The sequence below is a fragment of the Streptomyces sp. P9-2B-2 genome, assembly GCF_030406865.1.
GTDB classification, from domain to species: Bacteria; Actinomycetota; Actinomycetes; order Streptomycetales; family Streptomycetaceae; genus Streptomyces; species Streptomyces platensis.
On the sequence record NZ_CP129126.1, the window covers coordinates 7,661,273 to 7,680,668 of the forward strand.

The following is a 19,396-nucleotide window of genomic DNA, read 5'->3' on the forward strand; positions in this document are numbered from 1 at the left end:
GGAAAGGGCCGTTGACACCGCCGCCGAGCGCACTGAAGTGTGAGGCAGATGGTGATCAGTTTCCGCGGACGGTGCGCAGCTGCCGGTCAGGCGAATGAGGCCGGGGACAGGAACGAGCCGTCCGTACGGCGGCCGGACCACGCCGTCGGGGGAGCGAGGCAACGGTGACAGAGCACTCCAATGGCGGGCGCACCGCGATCGTGATCGGCGGCGGGCTCGCCGGGATGCTGGCCGTCACCGCACTGCTCGGACAGGTCGAGACGGTCACCGTCATCGAGCGCGACCGCTATCCGGCGGGGCGCGGCTTCCGCAAGGGCGTCCCACAGGCCCGCCATCTGCACATCCTCCTCAGCGGCGGCAGCCTCGCGCTGGAGGAACTGCTGCCCGGCACCGTCGCCGCGCTCGGTGAAGCGGGCGCCCGCAGCCTGGATCTGCCCCGCGATCTGCTCACCCGTAGCGCCACCGGCTGGCAGCGCCGCTTCGACGAACGCCGGCATCGCACCCTGAGCGTCACCCGCCCGGTGCTGGACGCGGTCGTACGGGAGCGGGTGCTGCGGACGGCGGCCGGCTCGGCCACCCGGGTCGAGGTCCTGGAGGCGACCGAGGCCACCGGGCTGACCGGGGACGCGAGCCGGGTGACCGGGGTCCGGGTGCGGTCCCGGGACGGGGCACCGGGCGCGCGCGCCGAGCGGGAGCTGCCGGCCGGGCTCGTCGTGGACGCCTCCGGCCGCGGCTCCCGTACCCCGCAGTGGTTCGCCGAGCTGGGCCGGTCCGCGCCGCAGGAGGAGACCGTGGACGCGGGGCTCGCCTACGCCACCCGGATGTACCGCCCCAAGGACCCGGCCACGGCACCGGACGCGGGCGTGAACGTCCCGGGCTGGCCCGAGTGCCCGCGGGGCGCGGCGTACGTGCCCGTCGAGGACGGCAAATGGCTGCTCACGCTGTCCGGGGTGCGCGGGCACCACCCGCCCACGGACGCGGCGGAGTTCACCGCCTTCAGCGCCACCATCGGCGACCCGTACGTCCATGAACTGCTCGCCAAGGCCGAGCCGCTGTCGCCGGTGCACGGCTTCCGCGACACCTGCAACCGCCGCCGGCACTTCGAACGGCCCGGCGCCCTCCCCGAAGGGCTCCTCGTCCTGGGGGACGCCGCCTGCACCTTCAACCCCGTGTACGGGCAGGGCATGTCGGTCGCCGCCCTCGGCGCGCTGGCCGTGCGCGGCACGCTCGCGAACGGCGGCGGACTGCGCCCCGGCGGCACCGCCGAGGCGCAGCGGGCGGTGGCCCGCGCCGTGGAGCCCGCCTGGCTGGCCGCGGTCGGCGCGGACCGTCCGTACGCGAGCCCCGACGACGTCAAGGCGGGCGTCGGGGAGCGGCTGTCCACCTGGTACATCAACAGGCTGTTCGCCCGCGCCGCCATCGACCCGGTCGTCGGCGCGGCCTTCCGGGACGTCTTCTGCCTCACCGCGCCCCCCACCCGTCTGGTCGCCCCGCAGATCTTCCTGCGCACCGTCTTCCTGCCCCGCCGCCCCGGGCTGCCCGGCCCACCCGAGGCCATCGAAGCGCTCTGATTCGCCTCGGGGTCCCGGGGAAACGGGGTGCGGCCGCTGGACGGACTGTAGGAGGGTGCTGCGGCATGACATGGACAACAACCCGGGATCCGGCGGTATGTGACGCGGCCGCGGGGGCGTTCCTGCGCAGCCGGCCGACCGCGCACACGGTGCTGCTGTCGGTGGCGTCCAGCCTGCGGGCGCTCGGCGCCGATGCGTACGGGGACGACGCGCCGCTGTTCGGATGGTGGCGGCCGGACGGGCGGGCCGCGGTCGGCGCCGCGTTCGTGTGGACGCCGCCGCGTCCGGTGCTGCTCTCGCCGATGCCGGACGAGGCCGCGGGCCCGCTGGTATCGCCCCCGTCTACACCCCGCCCGAGCTGCGCGGACGCGGTTACGCGGGGGCGGTGACCGCCGCGGTCTCCCGCGCCGCACGGGACTCCGGCGGACCGGAGCTGCTGCTCTTCACGGACCTCACCAACCCCACCAGCAACGCCCTCTATCAGCGGCTGGGCTACCGGCCGGTCGAGGACCATCTCGTGATGGAGTTCGGAACGGGGCGCTGACCTGGGGCGCCGACCTCGGGCGCGGGCTCTCACCCGGCCCTCCCCCTCCTCCCCCTTCGGGGGTGGGTTCGGGGGTGGGGAGTGGGCCGGCCAGCGCCCCGCCCCCCACCCCGTCACCGCAATGGACGTCTCCCGGTGGACGCGGCGAAAGACACCACCGGCAGGCCCGGGAAAGGTCACACCGTTCGCCAGGAATGCGACGGCCGGTCGCGCGGTTTGTGTCTGCGGGTGATGGTGTTGAGTCCGGGCGTCGTGGTGCGGAAACCGTACGACGGTGCCGAGTGGCGCGGTGTGCCGGAACCCACCGCCCATGCGGCCCGTTCACTTCGCGACCGCCCTGACCATGGAGGTGCCGTGACCGGTTCCCGACCCCGCCGCAGTCGACTTACCGCGCTGCGGCCCGCGAGCTTCGGAATCGCACCCACCGGGGAGCGGCTGGCCAGGATGCGCAGGTCGCCCCAGTTCGTGGACGGCCAGTTCCGCAACCCCGTGCCGACCAGGCAGCTGCTGCACGGCTCCGCGCTGCCGATGGCGCGTACCCAGCTGAGCCGGGAGGGGCGGCTGCGCCGGGCGCCGGTCGGCCAAATCCCGGTGTACCGTCCGACCGCCGCCGACTGGGGCCTGCCGCCCGCTTCCGGCCTGCGGCTCACCTGGATGGGCCATTCGAGCGTGCTGGCCGAGATAGACGGGCAGCGGGTGCTCTTCGACCCGGTCTGGGGCGAGCGCTGTTCGCCGTTCACCTGGGCCGGTCCCCAGCGGCTGCACCCGGTGCCCCTCGCACTGGACGAGCTGGACCCGGTCGATGCCGTGGTGATCTCGCACGACCACTACGACCATCTCGACATGTCGACCGTCCAGGTCCTGGCCGGCACCGGCGCGGCCTTCGTCGTACCGCTCGGCATCGGCGCCGACCTGGAATTCTGGGGAGTGCCGGCGGAGCGGATCACCGAGCTCGACTGGCACGAGTCCGCGCGCGTCGGCAGCCTGACCCTCACGGCCACCCCCGCCCAGCACTTCTGCGGCCGCGGGCTGCGCGGACCGCAGCACACCCTGTGGGCCTCATGGGTGGTCGCGGGCCCTGAGCACCGGATCTTCCACAGTGGCGACACCGGCTACTTCTCCGGCTTCGCGGAGATCAGCGCGGCGCACGGCCCGTTCGACGCCACGATGATCCAGATCGGCGCGTACAGCGACTTCTGGCCGGACATCCATATGACCCCCGAAGAGGGCGTCCGGGCCCACCTCGACCTCCAGGGCGGCGAGCCGCGCGGGGCGCTGCTGCCGATCCACTGGGGCACGTTCAACCTCGCCCCGCACCCCTGGGCGGAGCCTGCCGAACGCACACTGGCCGCCGGCCGTAAGTCTGGGGTCGACACGGCCCACCCCAGACCCGGCGAGCCCTTCGAGCCCGCCGCCCCGGCGGCCGTCTACCCGTGGTGGCGGGCGATCGCGGTCCCGCCCGTCCATGGCTGGCCCGCCTGGCCGTCGGCGGTGTCCCCTACCGACGTGGGCCTCGCCGCGGACCGTTGAGTCCGCACCTGTGGTTGGACGCGACCGCGAACTCCGGGCACGTGGCCCGGCGCAGGTGTGAGAGCGGCCCCCCTCACGGACATGGACCCCGGGGGGCTTGACCGGCCCGGAGGCAATTCGCTTGCCGTGCCCGGCCCCAGAACACCCCGCTCGCCGTCCACGGCCCCGGAGGCAACCCGCTCGCCCTGCCCCGCCCCAAGACAACCCCCTTGCCCTGCCCCCCCCACACGGCGATGAGGATGACGTCATGCCTGCCTTCGCCGCTTCGGACGGGACCCAACTCGCCTATCACGTAGTGGGCGAGGGCGAGCCGCTGCTCTGTCTGCCCGGTGGGCCCATGCGGGCCTCCGCCTACCTCGGTGATCTCGGTGGACTGTCCGAGCGCCGCCGGCTGATCAAGCTCGATCTGCGCGGCACCGGCGACTCCGCCCTCCCTGCCGACCCGGCCACCTACCGCTGCGACCGGCAGGTCGCCGATGTCGAAGCCCTCCGGGTGCATCTCGGGCTGGACCGGGTCGACCTCCTCGCGCACTCGGCGGCCGGCGACCTCGCGCTCCTGTACGCGGCCCGGCATCCGCAGCGCGTCCGTACCCTCACCCTGATCACCGCGCGCGCCCGCGCCCTCGGTGTCGACTTCACCGAGGCGCACCGCCGGGAGGCGGCCGCCCTGCGTACCGCCGAGCCCTGGTTCGGAGCCGCGTACGACGCCTATGAACGGGTCTGGGCCGGCTCCGTGGCCGACGCTGACTGGGACGCCATCATCCCGTTCTTCTACGGCCGTTGGGACGCGGCCGCGCAGGCGCATGCCGCGTCCGATGTGGCGCAGACCCATGAGGAGGCCGCGGAGATCTACGCGTCCGGTGGCGCCTTCGCCGCCTCCGACGAAGCCCGCGCCGCCGTCGCGGGCATGGACGCACGGGTCCTGCTGCTCGTCGGTGAAGTGGACAGCGGCCCGCTTCCCCGTATCGCGGCGGACATCGCGCAGCTGATCCCCCGGGCCGAACTGGTCGTTCAGCCGGGCGCCGGCCACTACCCCTGGCTCGACGATCCCGGCCGCTTCACCCGTACCGTCATGACATTCCTCGGCCAGGAGCCTGCCGAGTTCGCCGTCTGACGCTTATTCGGCGCGCTGCTCCGAGGCGCGGGCGGCGCGCCGGGCGGGTGGCTGCCAGCCGCGTTCCAGCAGGTCGAAGGCGGCGTTGAGGGCCGCGCGGGGGTCGTCCTGGCCGCGGGCGAGGGCGAGCGCTTCGAGGGTGAAGTGCGCGAGGGCGGCGCAGGCCGGGTCGTCCGTGGGGGCGCCGGCGTCGGCGGCGATGGCCTGCGCGAGGGCGGTTTCGTGCCGCATCCACATGCGGTGGCCGTAGTCGCGGAGTGCCGGGGTGCTCGTGACGAGCTGTCGGAACCGGGCGAACGCGGGGTCGGTCGCGGTCCCGAGATGGCAGCGCAGGAGGTGGTCCCGCAGCGCGGCGGGAACGGTCCTGCCGTCGGGGCGTTCGCGGACGGCGGCGACCAGGGCGGCCTCGTGGTCGCTGTCCGCGTCGAAGACCAGGGCCTCCTTGCCGGGGAAGTGCTTGAAGAGCGTCGTGGTGGAGACATCGGCGGCTTCGGCGATGTCCTTGATGCTGACCTGGTCATAGCCGCGTTCGAGGAACAGCCGCAGTGCCGCGTCGGCCAGCGCCTGGCGGGTGGCGGCCTTCTTGCGCTCGCGGCGGCCGGGGGGCGGTGTCGTCTCACTCACGGCTTCACCCTACCCTCTGGTTGCCCGAGTGAAAAAGTTGACTCGTTGCACTTTTTCAATCGGTGTGCTCTTCTGGGTGAGCCGGGAGCGCAGGCCGGGTCCCGACCGGGCTCCGGAGTCACCGCACCGGTGAACCGAGCGCTGCCACCGGCCCGTTGACGCCCGACACCGGTCCGACGGCCGGGCCTGCACCCGCTCATCCCACCCGACCGCACCCAGCGGAGGAATCACCCATGCCCACCACCCACACCCACGCCCCGCGGATCGCCGTCGTCGGCGCCGGCCCCGGCGGTCTGACCTGCGCCCGCGTCCTCCAGCGCCACGGCATCGACGTCACCGTCTACGACCGGGACGCCTCCGCCGACGCCCGCAACCAGGGCGGCACCCTGGACCTGCACGCGGACTCCGGACAGATCGCCCTGCGGGAAGCCGGACTTCTCGACGACTTCCACGCCCTGGCCCGTCCCGAGGGGCAGGCCCAGCGGATGCTCACCCGCCATGGCGAGGTCCTCGTCGACTACCGCCCCACCAGCGACGAGGACGCCGCCCCCGAGATCGACCGCGGGCAACTCCGCACCCTGCTGGCGGACTCCCTCGCACCCGGCACCCTCCAGTGGGGCCACACCCTCACCTCCGCCGCCCCGGGCCCGGCCGGCACCCACCGCCTTACCTTCGACCACGGCGTCACCAGGGACGTCGACCTCGTCATCGGCGCGGACGGCGCCTGGTCCCGGGTACGGCCACTGGTCAGCGACGCCAGGCCCGTCTACACCGGCGTCACCTTCCTGGAGGCCCGCTACGACGAGGTCGACACCGCGCACCCCGCCGTCGCCGAACTCGTCGGCGACGGCAACGTCTTCGCCACCGGCGACCACAAGGGCCTGATCGGCCAGCGCAACAGCAACCAGCACGTCCGCGCCTACATCGCCCTCACGGACGACGCGGACTGGTACCGCGCCGCCGGTATCGACCTCGATGACACCGACGCCGTACGCGCCGCGCTGCTCCGGGCCTTCGCCGACTGGGACGAGCGGCTGCTCGTCCTGATCACCGACAACGACGGCCCGTACGTCAACCGGCCGCTGTTCGTCCTCCCGGCCCCGCACACCTGGCCGCACACCCCGGGCGTCACCCTGCTAGGGGACGCCGCCCACCTGATGGCTCCCCTGGGTGGTTACGGCGCCAACTTCGCCATGCTCGACGGCTGTGAACTCGCGCTGGCCCTCGCCCGCCATGCCACCCATGACGAGGCCGTCACCGTCTACGAACGGACCATGATGTCGCGCGCCGCCGCGGTCGGTGACGGCGCCGAGGCCCTGGCGGGCGTCTTCGGGCCGGGGGACCGCGACCGCTCCGATGTCCCCGACTTCGCCGAGGCCAAGGAGCAGTACCGGCAGGGCGCCGCCGCGTATCGCAGCCGGTGACCGGGCGTGGGTCAGCCGCCACTGTCCTGCGGCACCGGGCGGCCGCGCACACCCAGGCGGCCGATCCGGCGCAGGGCGAGGATCCCGCCGACGCCGGGAAGGACGGCGATCGCCCTGGCAGTCGTGTCGACACGGTCCAGCCGCCACACCGCGATCACGACGAACAGGTAGGCGCAGCCGTGGAGGGGGCCCATCAGGGAACTGAGCGGCTTGAGGTGGGCGGTGGCGAGGTTGACCAGCAGCACGATCAGCGAGACGAGTTCCCCGTGCGCGGCCACCCGTAGATACCTTCCGCGCATGGTCAGGCTCCTGTGGTGGAGCCGGGCCTGATGATCATCAGGACGGTGACGGTCGCCCACAGCAGGTTGAAGAGGCCGGTGAGCATCGTCAGCCGACGGGCGGTCCCGTCATCGGGCACCGGAGCCCGGGGGCCGTCCGCCGCCGCCTCGACCGCGCCGACCGCGGCCTCCTGACCGGGCAGCAACAGCAGCGCCAGGATCGCGGCGGCGCCCGCGGTGAGGACGATCGACGTGATCAGCCAGCCGCTCCCCAGCACACCGAGACTGCCGGCGGTGGCGAACCCCAGGACGGGTACGGCGAGGCCGACGGCGGCGTAGACACGGCAGATGCGGTGCAGGGTGCGCAGGGACGCGCGGGCGGCGGGGTCCGGCGGATCGGCCTGGGCGCGGCGCAGCGCCCTGGGGAACATCCCGGCGGCGACGGTCACCGGTCCCACGGCCAGGATGGCGGCCAGGACATGCAGGGCGAGAAAGAGCTTGGTCACGGAGGTGGGGCCTCAAGGTTGAATGCGGTGGCGGGTGCGGAGGTGGGGTGTGGGGGAGTGGTTCACGGAGCCGACGGTGCCGGTCCCCGGTCGCGCCAGACGACGCCCCGCCGCTCGTAGGCGAACAACTCCTCGACGGCACGGGCGATTTTGGGCCCCACCTCCCGCTCCAGCAGATACAGCCCCAGGTCCAGGCCGGAGGTGACGCCGCCCCCGGTGACCAGGTCGCCGTCGTCGACCATCCGGGCCGGCACCACCTGCGCACCGGTCTCCGCCAGCGTCTCCAGCGCCAGGTGATGGGTCGTGGCATGGCGTCCCTTCAGCAGACCGGCGAGGCCGAGGAGGAGCGAGCCGCCGCACACCGTGGCGACCGTCAGCCCGGGGCGGTCCATGGCCGCCTTCAGCAGGGACGGCAGACCGGTCTGCGCGGCGCGGCCCAGTAGTACGGAAATGAACTCGTCCGGCGTCCGGGCACCGGCGTACTCGTCAGACGCTTCACCGGGTGTGCCGACGCGGCCGGCCGCACCGGGCACCACGACGAGGCCGGCCCGTTCCGGGTCGAGGGCGGCCGTGGCCCGCAGCGTCACGCCGCCGGTGCCGCTGACCACTTCGCGCCGCCCCTCGGCGGACACCAGCTCCACGTCCACCGCCCCGTCCGAGGCGGCACCTCCGGCGTACAGCACCTCGTAAGGCGCGATGACATCGAGCAGATCGAAGCCGTCGAACAGGACGATCTGAGCATGCATGGGCAGTCCTTCGTGAGGGTTCGGCCCGGCCCCGTGCCGGGCTCACCAGCGAAGCTAGCCCGCCGCGCCCTCCTGCCCCAGTGGCACTATCGACAACTCCCAACGGAATAATGCCAAGTGCTCCCAGAGCTGCTGACCAGGCAAAATCGTCCGGAGTCCGTCTGAGATAGCCACCCTCAGCCCCCTGGCAGGATCGCGACGGCCAGGTAATTTATGGCCATGCACACCGTCGCCGTCCTCGCTCTCGACAAGGTGATCCCGTTCGATCTGTCCACGCCGATCGAGGCCTTCACCCGCACCCGCCTTCCGGATGGCCGCGCCGGCTATCAGGTCCGCGTCTGCGCCGAGCGGCCAGAGGTCGACGCCGGCTCGTTCCTGCTGCGGGCGCCATGGGGACTGGACGGGCTGGCGGACGCGGACACCGTCATTGTCCCGGGGACCGCCGACCCGGCCGCGCCTCTCCCGCCCGCCGTCCACGACGCGCTGAACGCGGCAGCCGCCAACGGCACCCGCATCGCCTCCATCTGTACGGGCACTTTCGCGCTGGCCGCCGCCGGCCTGCTCGACGGGCTGCGCGCCACCACCCACTGGATCGCGGCCGGTGAGCTGGCCGCGGCCCACCCGGCCATCGAGGTCGACCCGGACGTCCTCTACGTCGACAACGGGCAGCTCCTCACCTCCGCCGGAGCCGCCGCCGGACTGGACCTGTGTCTGCACCTGATCCGCCGCGACTACGGCTCCGCGGTCGCCGCCGACGCCGCCCGGATGTCCGTCATGCCGCTCGAACGGGAGGGCGGCCAGGCGCAGTTCATCGTCCAGCCCTATCCGTCCACCCCCCGTGGCTCCGCCCTTGAACCGCTGCTCGGCTGGCTTCAGGACAACGTGGGCCGCGATCTCGCGCTGGCCGATATCGCCGCCCGGGCCGGTATGAGCACCCGCACCCTGATACGCCGCTTCCGCGAACAGACCGGTACCACTCCGCTCCAGTGGCTGCACCGCGCCCGGGTGCGCCAGGCCCAGCATCTGCTGGAAACCACCACGCACTCCGTCGAACGCATCGGCGCGCAAGTCGGTTTCGGTTCACCGACGGCCTTCCGCGACCGCTTCAAACGCACCACCGGCGTCAGCCCCCAGACCTACCGGCGCACCTTCCGCTGAGCGCCCGACACCGACCGGCGCCGGGCGGCCTCCGGTGCCCTGACGCAGCGTGTCCGGACCGATGTTCCCCGGCGCGCGTCGGTTTGGTGAGCGCCGTTCACGAGCCACCGGAAGGAACCTCGTCGGATGGCTCAACTCTCCCTGGAGGAACGGAGGTTCGGATCACGTCGCACTGATGTGCGTGTAGCGCTCACTCAGGGAGGTGGCGAGGGGTAGCGAAACCCCGAAGTGGCTCCGGACCCCACCCCGGCAACAACTAGCGTGCGTGCTCCGCGAACTGCCACGGCCGATCCGGAGGGCGCCGATGCCTACCGCAATCCCCCAGGGGACCCAGCTGTCCCAGGAGGCTCAGAGATCCCCCGGGTCCCAGGGCTCCCCGGGGGCCGCCCCTGTACCCGCCGCCCGGCGGCGGGAGCGTGAGGGCGGACGACACGGCCGTGCCGCCTTCCCCGAGTCGGCCGCCGACTCGGCGATACGGTCCCGTCTGGTCAGGCTCGCCGCCGTCCCCTGTCTGCTGGTCGCCGTCCTCTGCACGGCCGTCGCCGCCTTCGTCGTGCAGGCCGGGGGCGCCCGGATCACCGGCCGCGAGTGGGTGGTGCTGTGCGGCGGGCTCGCCCTGGTCTGCGTCATCGTGCTGACCGCGGGCGCCGCCGCCGGCTCCGAGGCCCGGGCCACCGTCGCCCGCTACGCCCGGCTGCGCCAGGTCTGCGCCCGCAGCCAGTCCGACCTGTACGACCTCCTGGACCGCGTACGGCAGGGTGAGTGGATCCAGCGCCGCGAGCCCGACCCGGGGCCGGCGCCCACCGGCGACACCCTCGACCTGCTCGCCCACGAGGTGGCCGCCGCCGGCCGGGCCGCCGAGTCCGCCGTCATCGACGCGGTCGCCATCGCCCGCAGCAACGCCAGCGGCAGCGAACAGAAGGTCGAGGTCTTCGTGAACCTCGCCCGCCGGCTGCAATCCCTGGTGCACCGCGAGATCGAGCTGCTGGACGAGCTGGAGAACCAGGTCGAGGACCCGGACCTGCTCAAGGGCCTGTTCCACGTCGACCACCTGGCCACCCGCATCCGCCGGCACGCCGAGAACCTCGCCGTCCTCGGCGGCGCCATCTCGCGCCGCCAGTGGAGCCGCCCGGTGTCCCTGACCGAGGTGCTGCGCTCCTCGATCGCCGAGGTCGAGCAGTACCCGAGGATCAAGCTGGTGCCGCCGATCGAGGGCACCCTGCGCGGCCATGCCGTCGCCGACGTGATCCACCTGCTCGCCGAACTCGTCGAGAACGCCACGATCTACTCCGCCCCGCAGACCCCGGTCCTGCTGCGTGCCCAACTCGTCACCGCCGGACTCGCGGTCGAGGTCGAGGACCGCGGCCTGGGGATGTCAGCGGAAGAGCAGTCGCGGATGAACGGGCTGCTGGCCGACCCCGAACACATCGATGTCGCCGAGCTGTTGAGCGACGGCCGGATCGGGCTCTTCGTGGTCTCCTCGCTCGCCCGGCGGCACGGCATCGTGGTCCGGCTCCAGAGCAATATCTACGGCGGTGTGCAGGCCGTGCTGATCGTGCCTCAGGGGCTGCTCGGTGCGGAGTCGGTCAAGGGCGACGCGAACGCGGCGGCCGCACCGGCCCCCACCGGATCGCCGGACACCGGACCGGCACCCGCGCACGACGTACTTGACGAGGGGACGTACGAGAGCGGATTCCCCGGCGACCACAGCGGATACCCCGGCGACGACAGCGGATTCTCCGAGGACCACAGCGGATACCCCGGCGACCACAGTGGATTCCCTGGAGACCACGCCGTCGCCGCCGACGCCGGGCAGGAGCGGCACGACCGCCATGACCCCGGTCCCGCGGTCCCGCGCACGCTCGCCATTCCCGCCCCCGCGCCGGCTCCCGACCACGCGCTCGACATGTCACCGCGCGGCTACGACGGCCGCCCGGCTCCGGACCCGGCCCCCGCGGACCCCGATCCCGACTTCGGCGCCACCCGGCGCCGACTGGTCCGCGCGTCCGGCGTCCACACTCCCGAGGTCCGCCTGCCTGACGCGCACCTGCCCGACGCGCACCCCCACGAGACGCCCGACCCCGCGCCCGCCGACCGTTCCGGCCCGGTCGTGCTGCCGCCCGCCCCGCCCGCCGTGGACAACGCCGCCCGTCCGCGGCTGCCCCGGCGGCGCAAGCAGACGCATCTCGTTCCCGAGCTGCGCGGCGACCCGATCCTGCCGTCCGCCACACCCCGTACGGGCCCGGAACCCGAGCACGACCCCGGCCTGATGGCCGCCTTCCGACGCGGTTTCAGCCTCGGTGATGACAGCTACGCCGAGGACACCGCAGGCGGCCACGGCATCATCCCGGCCCAGGGCGGCGACCCCAGCAGCCCGGCCGGCAACGACCTGCTCTACGACCGTGACCACGACGCCCCGATGGCCCGCCCCCGAGGAGACGACCGTAACCATGGTGAGTGATGTGCGTGCGCAGGCGCATTTGCAGCCGCAGGGCGGCCAGCACACCGACCTGTCCTGGCTGTTGACCGGGCTCGTACAGCGGGTGCCGCACGCCCGGAGCGCGCTCCTGTTGTCGTCGGACGGCCTGGTCAAGGCCGCCCATGGGTTCGACCCGGACAGCGCCGACCACATGGCCGCCCTGTCCTCCGGCCTCTACTCCCTCGCCCGCAGCGCCGGTGTGCGCTTCGGTGAGGGCGACGACGTCCTCCAGGTCGTCGTCGAGCTGGAGTCCACCTTCCTGTTCGTCTCCACCGCCGGATCGGGGGCCTGCCTGGCCGTGCTCGCCGGCCGGGAGGCCGATGTGGCGGTGCTGGGCTACGAAATGTCGATGCTGGTCAAGAGCGTCCGGCCGTATCTGTCCACCCCCGCACGCCAGCAGGCGCCCGCGGGCGGTCGTTGACCATGACCGTGCGTCGCCTACGGCGGCAGGGCGGGGAGCCGTGGTACGACGACGCGGCCGGCCGGCTGGTCCGTCCGTACACCATCAGCAACGGCCGGACCCGTCCGACGGCGCACTTGGACCTGCTGACCATGGTGATGGCCACCGGCCGGCCGCCCGTCTCCTGCCAGGGCCCCGACTACGCCCAGGTGCTGGGGCTGTGCGGCGGGCCGGTCTCGGTCGCCGAGATCGCCGCCCATATACGGCTGCCCGCCGTGGTCACCAAAGTGCTCCTCGCCGACCTCGTCGACTGCGGGGCGATCACTGCGCGGGCCCCCGCAGCCGTTTCGGCAGGGCCCGCGTCCCGTACCGACCGAGCCCTGCTGGAGGCGGTGCTGAATGGACTTCGCAAACGACTGTGACCCCCGCTCCCAGGGGGAGCCCGCGGCCGACCTCTTCCCCACCGCGCTCAAGATCCTGGTCGCCGGCGGCTTCGGGGTCGGCAAGACGACCTTCGTCGGAGCGGTGAGCGAGATCGAGCCGCTCAGTACGGAGGAACTCCTCACTCAGATCAGCGTGGGGACGGACGATCTGGCCGGCGTCGAGGAGAAGAGCACCACCACCGTCGCCATGGACTTCGGCCGGATCACCCTCGATGCGGCGCATGTCCTCTACCTCTTCGGGACGCCGGGGCAGCAGCGCTTCTGGTTCATGTGGGACGAGTTGTCCAACGGCGCGCTCGGCGCGGTCATCCTCGCCGACACCCGCCGCCTGGACCAGTGCTTCGCCGCCGTCGACTTCTTCGAGCGGCGCGGCATCCAGTTCATCGTCGCCGTCAACGAGTTCGAGGGCTCCTACCGCTACGACCCGGACGAGGTCCGCAGTGCCATAGACGTCTCCCCGGACATTCCCATCGTGCTCTGCGACGCCCGCCGGGGCGGCTCGGCCACCCAAGTCCTGGTTTCGCTCGTCCAGCATCTGCTCACCCCCGCCCTCGCCGCGACCCCGGAGCTGCCATGAACCACCCCGCCTCCCGCGTCCCGTACATCTCCTACGACCCGACGCGCCATCTGCTGCTCACCCCGCAGGACGACGAGGCCCCGGCGCGCGTCGCCCGGCTGCGGGCCCTGGGGATCGGCGAGTCCCCGCTGCCCGCGTTCGACGAGTTCGCGCGCAAGCTCGCCCGGACCACCCGGGCGCCCTATTCGATGGTCAACTTCATCGACGAGCGGCGGCAGTACTTCGCCGGTCTCTACACGCCCTCCCAGGACCAGGCCGTCGAGCTGGGCCCGGCGCCCGCCAGCGCCCAGCCGGGCCGGGTGATGGACCGGGACCACGGCTACTGCCCGCATGTCATCGTCCGCCGCAAGGCCCTGGTGCTGGAGGACGTCTGCGACTATCCGCGGTTCGCCGGCAACCCCGTCGTCGATGAGATCGGCATCCGCTCCTACCTCGGCGCGCCGCTGATCGACCGTACGGGGACGGCGCTGGGCACCGTCTGTGTCGTGGACCTCGAACCGCGGCCCTGGGGGCGGGAGGGGCTGGAGACCATCAAGGCGATGGCCGCCGAACTCGTCGAGCAGATCCACCGGATGGAGAAGCAGCAGAGCGACGCGCCCTGACGCGGCCCCGACTCGCGGCCCCGGTGCCCGGCGGACGGCCTTTGTGCCGGACGGCGGGCCCGGGGCCGCGGCATGGGCCCCGACCCGGGCGTCGCGGCTCGGGTCAGGGCCGGCCGCTCACCTCGGCCGGGCGAACCAGGCGGGCCGGCACGTCGGTCCGGTGCGCTGGCCCGGCACCGTGGGCGTGGGGTCCTCGGGCCGCACCGTGACGGGCGGGTCCGCGGGGGCCTCGTCGGCGGGCTCGTCCTCGTCGGGCCACTCCGAGGGCTCCAGCCGCAGCAGATCCGCGAGCCGGCTGGACCAGTCGCCCTGCGTCCGGCCCAGAGCGAGTTCGCCCAGGCGCAGCAGCTGGATGTCGGAGGTGCCCGCCGGCGCGAAGATGTGGTGGGCGTCGCGCAAAAAACGTTCCACCGGGCGGTCGGTGAACAGCCCGCACGCGGCGTGGATGTCCATCGCGTCGCGCGCCGACTCCAGCGCCGATTCCACATTGACCAGCTTGGCGTTCATCAGCTCCGCGTCGCACGGCAGCCCCTGGTCCAGCAGATGCACCGCGTGGTACGCGGACAGCCGGCCCAGCAGCAGCCGGGACTGGATGCGCCCGAGCTTCAGCTTGATGTTGCCCAGGTCGGACAGCGGTTTGCCATAGCGCTGCCGTTCGGTGCAGAACCTCGTCGTCTCGTCCAGCACCGCCTGGTGGATGCCCAGCGACACGGCGGTCAGATTGGGGCGTCCGTAGAGCACGCTGGAGGAGTAGGCGACCGACAGCCCGTCGCCCTCCCGGCCCAGCAGATTCGCCGCCGGGACCCGGCAGTTGTCGAAGAACAGCTCACCGAAGCTGAAGCCGTGCAGGCCCATCGCGGGCTGCTGCGGCCCGACCCGGAAGCCGGGGGTGTCGGACTCCACGAGGAACGCCGAGAGGCCCTTGGAGCCCTCACCGGTGCGGACCACGACGCCGTGCAGATCGCCGACATGGCTGTTGCCGACGTAGATCTTCCGGCCGTTGAGGACATAGTCGTCGCCGTCGCGCACCGCGGTGGAGGACATGCCCAGCACATGGCCGCCGGACTGCGGTTCGGTGACCGCGATGGTCGGCAGGCAGTCGCCGGAGGCTATGGCCGGCAGCCAGGTCTTCTTCTGCTCCTCGCTGCCGAAATGGACGATCTTCGCGACGCCCAGCTGGGACGCCTGCACCATGGCGCCCATCGCGGCACTCACCCGCGAGAGCTCCTCGATGATCAGAGTCTTGGCGACATGCCCGGCGCCCATCCCTCCGTAGGCGCGGTGCACGGTCGCGCCTATCCACCCCTGACGGGCGATCAGGCGAGACAACTCATGGCAGACGGAACGGCTCGCCTCCATCTCGGCAATCCGGGGGCGGACCTCGCTCTCGGCGAAGTCCCGCACCCGGTGCCGGAGTGCCTCATGTCTCTGGTCCGTGAAATAGCGATGCAAGACGAGTCCCTCCTTCGCGATCTTCCCCGCGCTGGTCGCACCCCGCCTTGGGACGGCACCGGCGGTGTCGTCTCCAGCGAACGTTCCGGAAAGTGATCCTTCACTTACCCCGTGCAATACCCGTTGGCATACCTACTGCGGGGCGCATGAAACATCAACTGGGTGTGTTCGGATACGGAGTTGAAGCACGAAGCACACGCGCACCACCCCCCGCGCCACAACGACTGTGGCGCGGTCCGGAGGCTCCCGGAACCGCGCCACCCCACGCCTCCCCGGAGGTGCTGCGGCGGGGGAGCGCTGGTTCGCCGACTCTGTCTCGCTGCGCGACCGGAGTCAGGGTGCCGCGGGCGCGCTCAGACCAGGGTGGAAATGCAGAAGGGGTGGCCTGCGGGGTCCAGCAGGACCCGCCACCGGTCGGGGTCCGGCTGGAATTCAGGTTTCACGGCCCCCAGGGTGAGCAGTCGGGCCTGGGCGGCATCCAAGTCATCGACGCCCAGTTCGATATGGGCTTGCTTCTCCTGGCAAGGGTCCGGCCAGGTGGGACGGCGGTAGTCGGCCAGCCTGTTGAATCCCAGTCCGGCCGAGCCCTCCTGGCCGAGCAGGACGAAGTGGTCGGTGGAGAAGACGACGGGCAGACCGAGGATCTCGCCGTAGAAGCGGGCCAGTTCAGCGGGGTCCGGGCAGTCGAAGGTGACCGCCGCATAGCGGAACGTGGGTCTGGTGATGTTTCCGGTGCTCATGGAGAGGACGATATGGCAGGTCCAGGACAGCTTCGGTCCTGGTCATCTGGAACACTCCAGCACGTGATCACCGCATCCGCCCGCCTGCTCCGCTTGGTCTCCTTGCTGGCCGCCCGGCCCTCGTGGACCTGCGCTGAACTGGCCGACCGGATCGACGTCACCGAGCGCACGGTGCGGCGGGACATCGCCAAGCTCCGGGAACTCGGCTACGCCGTCGAATCCGACCCCGGACCATGGGGCGGCTACCGCCTCCGTGCCGGATCCCGGGTGCCACCGCTGATCCTTGACGACGAAGAAGCCCTCGCCGTGGCAGTCGGGCTGCGCGAGGCCGCGCTGAGCGGCGCTCTCGGCGGCGACCAGGCCGCATTGTCGGCACTGCTGAAACTGCGACAGGTGCTGCCGCAGCGGATCGCGGACCGGCTGAGCGAGATGGACGCCGCCTTCGTGCACACCCCCAGATCCGACCAACCGCAGATCACGCCCGGCATGCTGCTGGAACTGGCCGCCGCCTGCCGCCGGGGCGAACGCGCCCGCCTGTCGTATCGCGACTGGCAAGGAAGCGTCACGGTCCGGGAGGTCGATCCGTACCGCCTCGTCCACACCGGACGCCGGTGGTACTTCGTCGCCCGGGACGTGACGCGGGGCCAATGGCGGACCTTCCGGGCCGACAGGGTCGACCGACTACGGCCAACCGGACACCCGGTGGAACTCATCGACCCGCCCGACCCGGCGCTGCTGGTGTCCCGCTCCGTCGCGACCGGCCCCTACCCGCTCTCCGCGACGATCCGCCTCCCGGTGCCCATGGACCAAGCACTGCTGCTGATCCCGGCGACTGTCGGTGCCCACCGCCCCGAAGGCCCCGGCGTCACGATCGTCGACATCGGCGGTCCCGACGCGGACGGGCTCGCCAGGTACCTCCTCGGCCTCGCCACACCCCTGCGAGTCCTCTCCCCGGATTCTGTACGGCAAGCCCTGGTGCGCCGTGCCCAGGATCTCTTCCAGACCAACGCGGCCCCAGCGGAACCGTAGGGCAGCCCTCCGTCAGTCCGCCGCCCCGCAGCACGACTCGCGGCGTCCAGCCAGGCGGTGGCGCGGCCGTTCGAGGCGGTCGTTGCGGCAGCGGCGGCCCGAATAGCGCGGCGTCCCGGCGCCCCGCTCGCGAGCCCCAGTGCCCTGCGGACGGGGCCTTCTCCGCCACGCGCGCCCCATGGCGCACCGCCGCCCGGCGCGGAAGAGTGGGCGGCGACGACTCGTCAGCCACCGCCCCGGCAGTCAGGAGACGACGCCATGCAGGCCATGCAGCAGGACTTCCACCAGGCTCCGGACGGCGCCCGGATCGCCACCTACACCTGGCTTCCGGAGTCCGGCCACCCGCGTGCCCTCGTCCAGATCGCCCACGGCGCCGCGGAACACGGCCGGCGCTACGACCGCTTCGCCCGTTTTCTGGCCGGCCACGGCTATGCCGTCATCGCCTCCGACCACCGCGGCCACGGCGCCACCGCCGCCGCCACCGGCGGCCGCGGGGTGGTCGGCGAGGACGCCTGGCGGGCGATCGTCAGCGACCTCAAGGGCATCGGCGATCACGCGGCCGCCGCCCACCCCGGCCTCCCGCTGGTGCTGCTCGGCCACAGCATGGGCGCGATGCTGGCCCGCGACTACGCCCAGGAGTACGGCGCCGACCTCGCCGGGCTGATCCTCACCGGCGCCTTCCGCACCCTGCCCGGCCTGGACATCGACGGTGCCGTGGCTGTGTTGGAGGAGGAGATCGCCGAGCGCGGCCGCGGCGCGCTCTCCGCCTTCATCCCGCGCACGTTCAGCTCCTTCAACGACGCCTTCACCCACCGCACCGGCTACGAATGGCTCTCCCGCGACGCCGCCGAGGTGGACGCCTATGTCGCCGACGAGGACTGCGGCTTCGCCTTTTCCGCCGGTCTCGCCGCCGACTGGGTAGGCGCCATCCGCAAGATCAACGACCCGGAGAACCTCGCCCGGGTGCCGCGCGGCCTGCCCGTCCATGTCGCCGTGGGTGAGCTGGACCCCTGCCACCAGGGGATGACCCTGGTCCATGAACTCCTGGAGGACTTCCGCTATGTGGGCACCCGCGATCTGACGTGGAAGGCCTATCCGGACGCCCGCCACGAGATCCTCAACGAGACCAACCGCGAGGAGGTCCAGGACGACCTGCTGGCCTGGCTCGACAAGCACATCTGAGCCGGTAGGGCCACCGCCAGGGCCAGCGCCCCGGTACCTCTCGGCCCGGTCAGACACGTCCCGTAAGGAACCCGGTGATCCGCTCGCGCAGGCCGCGCGGATCGAGGCCGTGTGCCGCCAGGTGCTCGTCGAGCTGCCCGTAGCGGCGCAGCTCCTGGCGATCGACGCCGAGCCCCAGCAGCCGGTGCGGCCGGTCCTCCAGCGCCTCGGCCGCCGGCCGCGTCGAGGTCCCCGCGAGATACGGCTCCACGATCACCACGTCCGAGGTACCGGCGGCGTCGGCCGCGGCACGCAGCGTGGTGGCGTCGAAGGGCCGCACGGTCGTCGCGTAGAGCACGGTCAGCGGCAGCCCCTCGGTGGCGGCGAGCACGCTGTCCAGCATCGGACCGACGGCGATCACCACCCCGCCGCGCCCCTCCCGTACGGTCCGGAAGCGGGCCCCGTCCACCGGCCGGGGTGCGGCGTTGCTCTGCAGGGACAGCCGGACATAGACCTTGTCGTCACCGGCCGCCGCGGCGTGCCGCAGCAGCGTCTCGGCCTCGTCGGGGTGCCCGGGAACATGCACGGTCCAGCCGTCGAGCGTGTCCAGCAGCGCCACATCGCCGGGCGCCATATGGGTGAAGCCGCCGCTCGGCCAGTCGTAGGAGGCCCCGGCGCTCACCAGCACGCCGCCCACGCCCTGGTGGCCGAGGTCCAGCTTCAGCTGCTCGAAGGGGCGCTCCACCAGGAAGCTGGCGAAGGTGTGCATGATCGGGCGGAGCCCGGTGAGCGCCATCCCGCCGCCCACACCGATCAGCAACTGCTCCCGGATGCCGACGTTCACCACCCGGTCCGGATGCCGTTGTTCCGCCTCGGCGAAGCCGGCCGCCCCGATGTCGGCGAGCACGAGTGCCAGCCGCGGGTCCTCCGCCAGCATCCGCGAGGTGACCGAGGCGAAGCGCTCACGCATGGTGTCCATCACTGAAACCCTCTCGAAGTCTTGGTCGTATACGGGAAG

19 protein-coding genes and 1 pseudogene are annotated in these 19,396 nt (G+C 72.4%); 13 read left to right on the forward strand and 7 right to left on the reverse strand.

The window, feature by feature from the left end; translation table 11 throughout:
• Positions 1–164 precede the first annotated feature (164 nt).
• From QT196_RS33685 to QT196_RS33700, 4 genes and pseudogenes are all read left to right on the forward strand, one after another.
• Positions 165–1,571, forward strand: a complete 1,407-nt coding sequence (locus QT196_RS33685; protein ID WP_290356276.1) for an FAD-dependent monooxygenase — start codon at positions 165–167, stop codon at positions 1,569–1,571.
• 65 nt (positions 1,572–1,636) lie between these two features.
• Positions 1,637–2,115: pseudogene (locus QT196_RS33690) on the forward strand (GNAT family N-acetyltransferase).
• Between the two features lie 354 nt (positions 2,116–2,469).
• Positions 2,470–3,645, forward strand: a complete 1,176-nt coding sequence (locus QT196_RS33695; protein WP_290356277.1) for an MBL fold metallo-hydrolase — start codon at positions 2,470–2,472, stop codon at positions 3,643–3,645.
• 247 nt (positions 3,646–3,892) lie between these two features.
• Positions 3,893–4,759, forward strand: a complete 867-nt coding sequence (locus QT196_RS33700; protein WP_168482458.1) for an alpha/beta hydrolase — start codon at positions 3,893–3,895, stop codon at positions 4,757–4,759.
• 3 nt (positions 4,760–4,762) lie between these two features.
• On the opposite strand, the gene QT196_RS33705 is transcribed toward QT196_RS33700, so the two are convergent.
• Complete coding sequence (locus QT196_RS33705) at positions 4,763–5,383, reverse strand: TetR/AcrR family transcriptional regulator (RefSeq protein WP_266732362.1); 621 nt, start codon at positions 5,381–5,383, stop codon at positions 4,763–4,765.
• Between the two features lie 233 nt (positions 5,384–5,616).
• Between QT196_RS33705 and QT196_RS33710 the strand changes: the two genes are divergently transcribed.
• On the forward strand, positions 5,617–6,807 hold the full coding sequence (locus tag QT196_RS33710; RefSeq protein WP_168482460.1) for an NAD(P)/FAD-dependent oxidoreductase: 1,191 nt from the start codon (positions 5,617–5,619) through the stop codon (positions 6,805–6,807).
• An 11-nt stretch (positions 6,808–6,818) separates the two neighbouring features.
• Here QT196_RS33710 and QT196_RS33715 read toward each other — a convergent pair whose 3' ends face one another.
• The 3 genes from QT196_RS33715 to QT196_RS33725 all read right to left on the reverse strand — a co-directional run bounded on the left by QT196_RS33715 (position 6,819) and on the right by QT196_RS33725 (position 8,337).
• Positions 6,819–7,106 carry a DUF3817 domain-containing protein gene (locus QT196_RS33715; RefSeq protein ID WP_290356278.1) on the reverse strand — a complete coding sequence of 96 codons (288 nt, stop codon included), beginning with the start codon at positions 7,104–7,106 and terminating at the stop codon, positions 6,819–6,821.
• 2 nt (positions 7,107–7,108) lie between these two features.
• A complete protein-coding gene (locus QT196_RS33720; RefSeq protein ID WP_168482461.1) occupies positions 7,109–7,591 on the reverse strand; it encodes a DUF2269 family protein in 483 nt (160 codons plus the stop codon).
• Between the two features lie 62 nt (positions 7,592–7,653).
• A complete protein-coding gene (locus tag QT196_RS33725; RefSeq protein ID WP_290356279.1) occupies positions 7,654–8,337 on the reverse strand; it encodes a DJ-1/PfpI family protein in 684 nt (227 codons plus the stop codon).
• A gap of 219 nt (positions 8,338–8,556) precedes the next feature.
• On the opposite strand from QT196_RS33725, the gene QT196_RS33730 reads away from it, so the two are divergent.
• The 6 genes from QT196_RS33730 (at position 8,557) to QT196_RS33755 (ending at position 13,996) form a co-directional block, all read left to right on the forward strand.
• The gene (locus tag QT196_RS33730; RefSeq protein ID WP_168482463.1) at positions 8,557–9,495 is read left to right on the forward strand and encodes a helix-turn-helix domain-containing protein; all 939 of its coding nucleotides are present in this window, start codon (positions 8,557–8,559) and stop codon (positions 9,493–9,495) included.
• A 304-nt stretch (positions 9,496–9,799) separates the two neighbouring features.
• Positions 9,800–11,956 carry an ATP-binding protein gene (locus tag QT196_RS33735; protein ID WP_266732372.1) on the forward strand — a complete coding sequence of 719 codons (2,157 nt, stop codon included), beginning with the start codon at positions 9,800–9,802 and terminating at the stop codon, positions 11,954–11,956.
• The gene (locus tag QT196_RS33740) at positions 11,946–12,395 is read left to right on the forward strand and encodes a roadblock/LC7 domain-containing protein (RefSeq protein WP_018088399.1); all 450 of its coding nucleotides are present in this window, start codon (positions 11,946–11,948) and stop codon (positions 12,393–12,395) included. Before QT196_RS33735 ends, QT196_RS33740 begins: the two co-directional genes overlap by 11 nt.
• 2 nt (positions 12,396–12,397) lie before the next feature.
• On the forward strand, positions 12,398–12,796 hold the full coding sequence (locus QT196_RS33745) for a DUF742 domain-containing protein (RefSeq protein ID WP_085922525.1): 399 nt from the start codon (positions 12,398–12,400) through the stop codon (positions 12,794–12,796).
• Complete coding sequence (locus QT196_RS33750; RefSeq protein ID WP_168482464.1) at positions 12,774–13,394, forward strand: ATP/GTP-binding protein; 621 nt, start codon at positions 12,774–12,776, stop codon at positions 13,392–13,394. The genes QT196_RS33745 and QT196_RS33750 overlap by 23 nt, the downstream gene beginning before the upstream one ends.
• Positions 13,391–13,996: a GAF domain-containing protein gene (locus tag QT196_RS33755; RefSeq protein ID WP_211117486.1), complete on the forward strand. Its 606-nt coding sequence runs from the start codon at positions 13,391–13,393 to the stop codon at positions 13,994–13,996. Before QT196_RS33750 ends, QT196_RS33755 begins: the two co-directional genes overlap by 4 nt.
• Positions 13,997–14,113: 117 nt before the next feature.
• Here the strand turns inward: QT196_RS33755 and QT196_RS33760 are convergent, their stop codons facing one another.
• Positions 14,114–15,448 (reverse strand): acyl-CoA dehydrogenase family protein, encoded by a 1,335-nt coding sequence (locus tag QT196_RS33760; protein WP_168482465.1) that lies wholly within the window; start codon positions 15,446–15,448, stop codon positions 14,114–14,116.
• A 353-nt stretch (positions 15,449–15,801) separates the two neighbouring features.
• A complete protein-coding gene (locus QT196_RS33765) occupies positions 15,802–16,188 on the reverse strand; it encodes a VOC family protein (protein ID WP_168482466.1) in 387 nt (128 codons plus the stop codon).
• Between the two features lie 63 nt (positions 16,189–16,251).
• Here QT196_RS33765 and QT196_RS33770 point away from each other — a divergent pair, with 63 nt between their 5' ends.
• Positions 16,252–17,217: a YafY family protein gene (locus QT196_RS33770; protein WP_168482467.1), complete on the forward strand. Its 966-nt coding sequence runs from the start codon at positions 16,252–16,254 to the stop codon at positions 17,215–17,217.
• A gap of 258 nt (positions 17,218–17,475) precedes the next feature.
• Positions 17,476–18,399 (forward strand): alpha/beta hydrolase, encoded by a 924-nt coding sequence (locus tag QT196_RS33775; protein ID WP_290356280.1) that lies wholly within the window; start codon positions 17,476–17,478, stop codon positions 18,397–18,399.
• 49 nt (positions 18,400–18,448) lie between these two features.
• Here the strand turns inward: QT196_RS33775 and QT196_RS33780 are convergent, their stop codons facing one another.
• On the reverse strand, positions 18,449–19,357 hold the full coding sequence (locus QT196_RS33780; protein WP_290356281.1) for a transketolase: 909 nt from the start codon (positions 19,355–19,357) through the stop codon (positions 18,449–18,451).
• Positions 19,358–19,396 lie beyond the last annotated feature (39 nt).

Coding starts and splice junctions, on each gene's coding strand:
- QT196_RS33700 (WP_168482458.1), top strand. CDS start 3,893: ATGCCTGCCTTCGCCGCTTCGGACGGGACCCAACTCGCCTATCACGTA.
- QT196_RS33710 (WP_168482460.1), top strand. CDS start 5,617: ATGCCCACCACCCACACCCACGCCCCGCGGATCGCCGTCGTCGGCGCC.
- QT196_RS33715 (WP_290356278.1), bottom strand. CDS start 7,106: ATGCGCGGAAGGTATCTACGGGTGGCCGCGCACGGGGAACTCGTCTCG.
- QT196_RS33725 (WP_290356279.1), bottom strand. CDS start 8,337: ATGCATGCTCAGATCGTCCTGTTCGACGGCTTCGATCTGCTCGATGTC.
- QT196_RS33730 (WP_168482463.1), top strand. CDS start 8,557: ATGCACACCGTCGCCGTCCTCGCTCTCGACAAGGTGATCCCGTTCGAT.
- QT196_RS33735 (WP_266732372.1), top strand. CDS start 9,800: ATGCCTACCGCAATCCCCCAGGGGACCCAGCTGTCCCAGGAGGCTCAG.
- QT196_RS33740 (WP_018088399.1), top strand. CDS start 11,946: ATGGTGAGTGATGTGCGTGCGCAGGCGCATTTGCAGCCGCAGGGCGGC.
- QT196_RS33745 (WP_085922525.1), top strand. CDS start 12,398: ATGACCGTGCGTCGCCTACGGCGGCAGGGCGGGGAGCCGTGGTACGAC.
- QT196_RS33750 (WP_168482464.1), top strand. CDS start 12,774: ATGGACTTCGCAAACGACTGTGACCCCCGCTCCCAGGGGGAGCCCGCG.
- QT196_RS33755 (WP_211117486.1), top strand. CDS start 13,391: ATGAACCACCCCGCCTCCCGCGTCCCGTACATCTCCTACGACCCGACG.
- QT196_RS33765 (WP_168482466.1), bottom strand. CDS start 16,188: ATGAGCACCGGAAACATCACCAGACCCACGTTCCGCTATGCGGCGGTC.
- QT196_RS33775 (WP_290356280.1), top strand. CDS start 17,476: ATGCAGGCCATGCAGCAGGACTTCCACCAGGCTCCGGACGGCGCCCGG.
- QT196_RS33780 (WP_290356281.1), bottom strand. CDS start 19,357: ATGGACACCATGCGTGAGCGCTTCGCCTCGGTCACCTCGCGGATGCTG.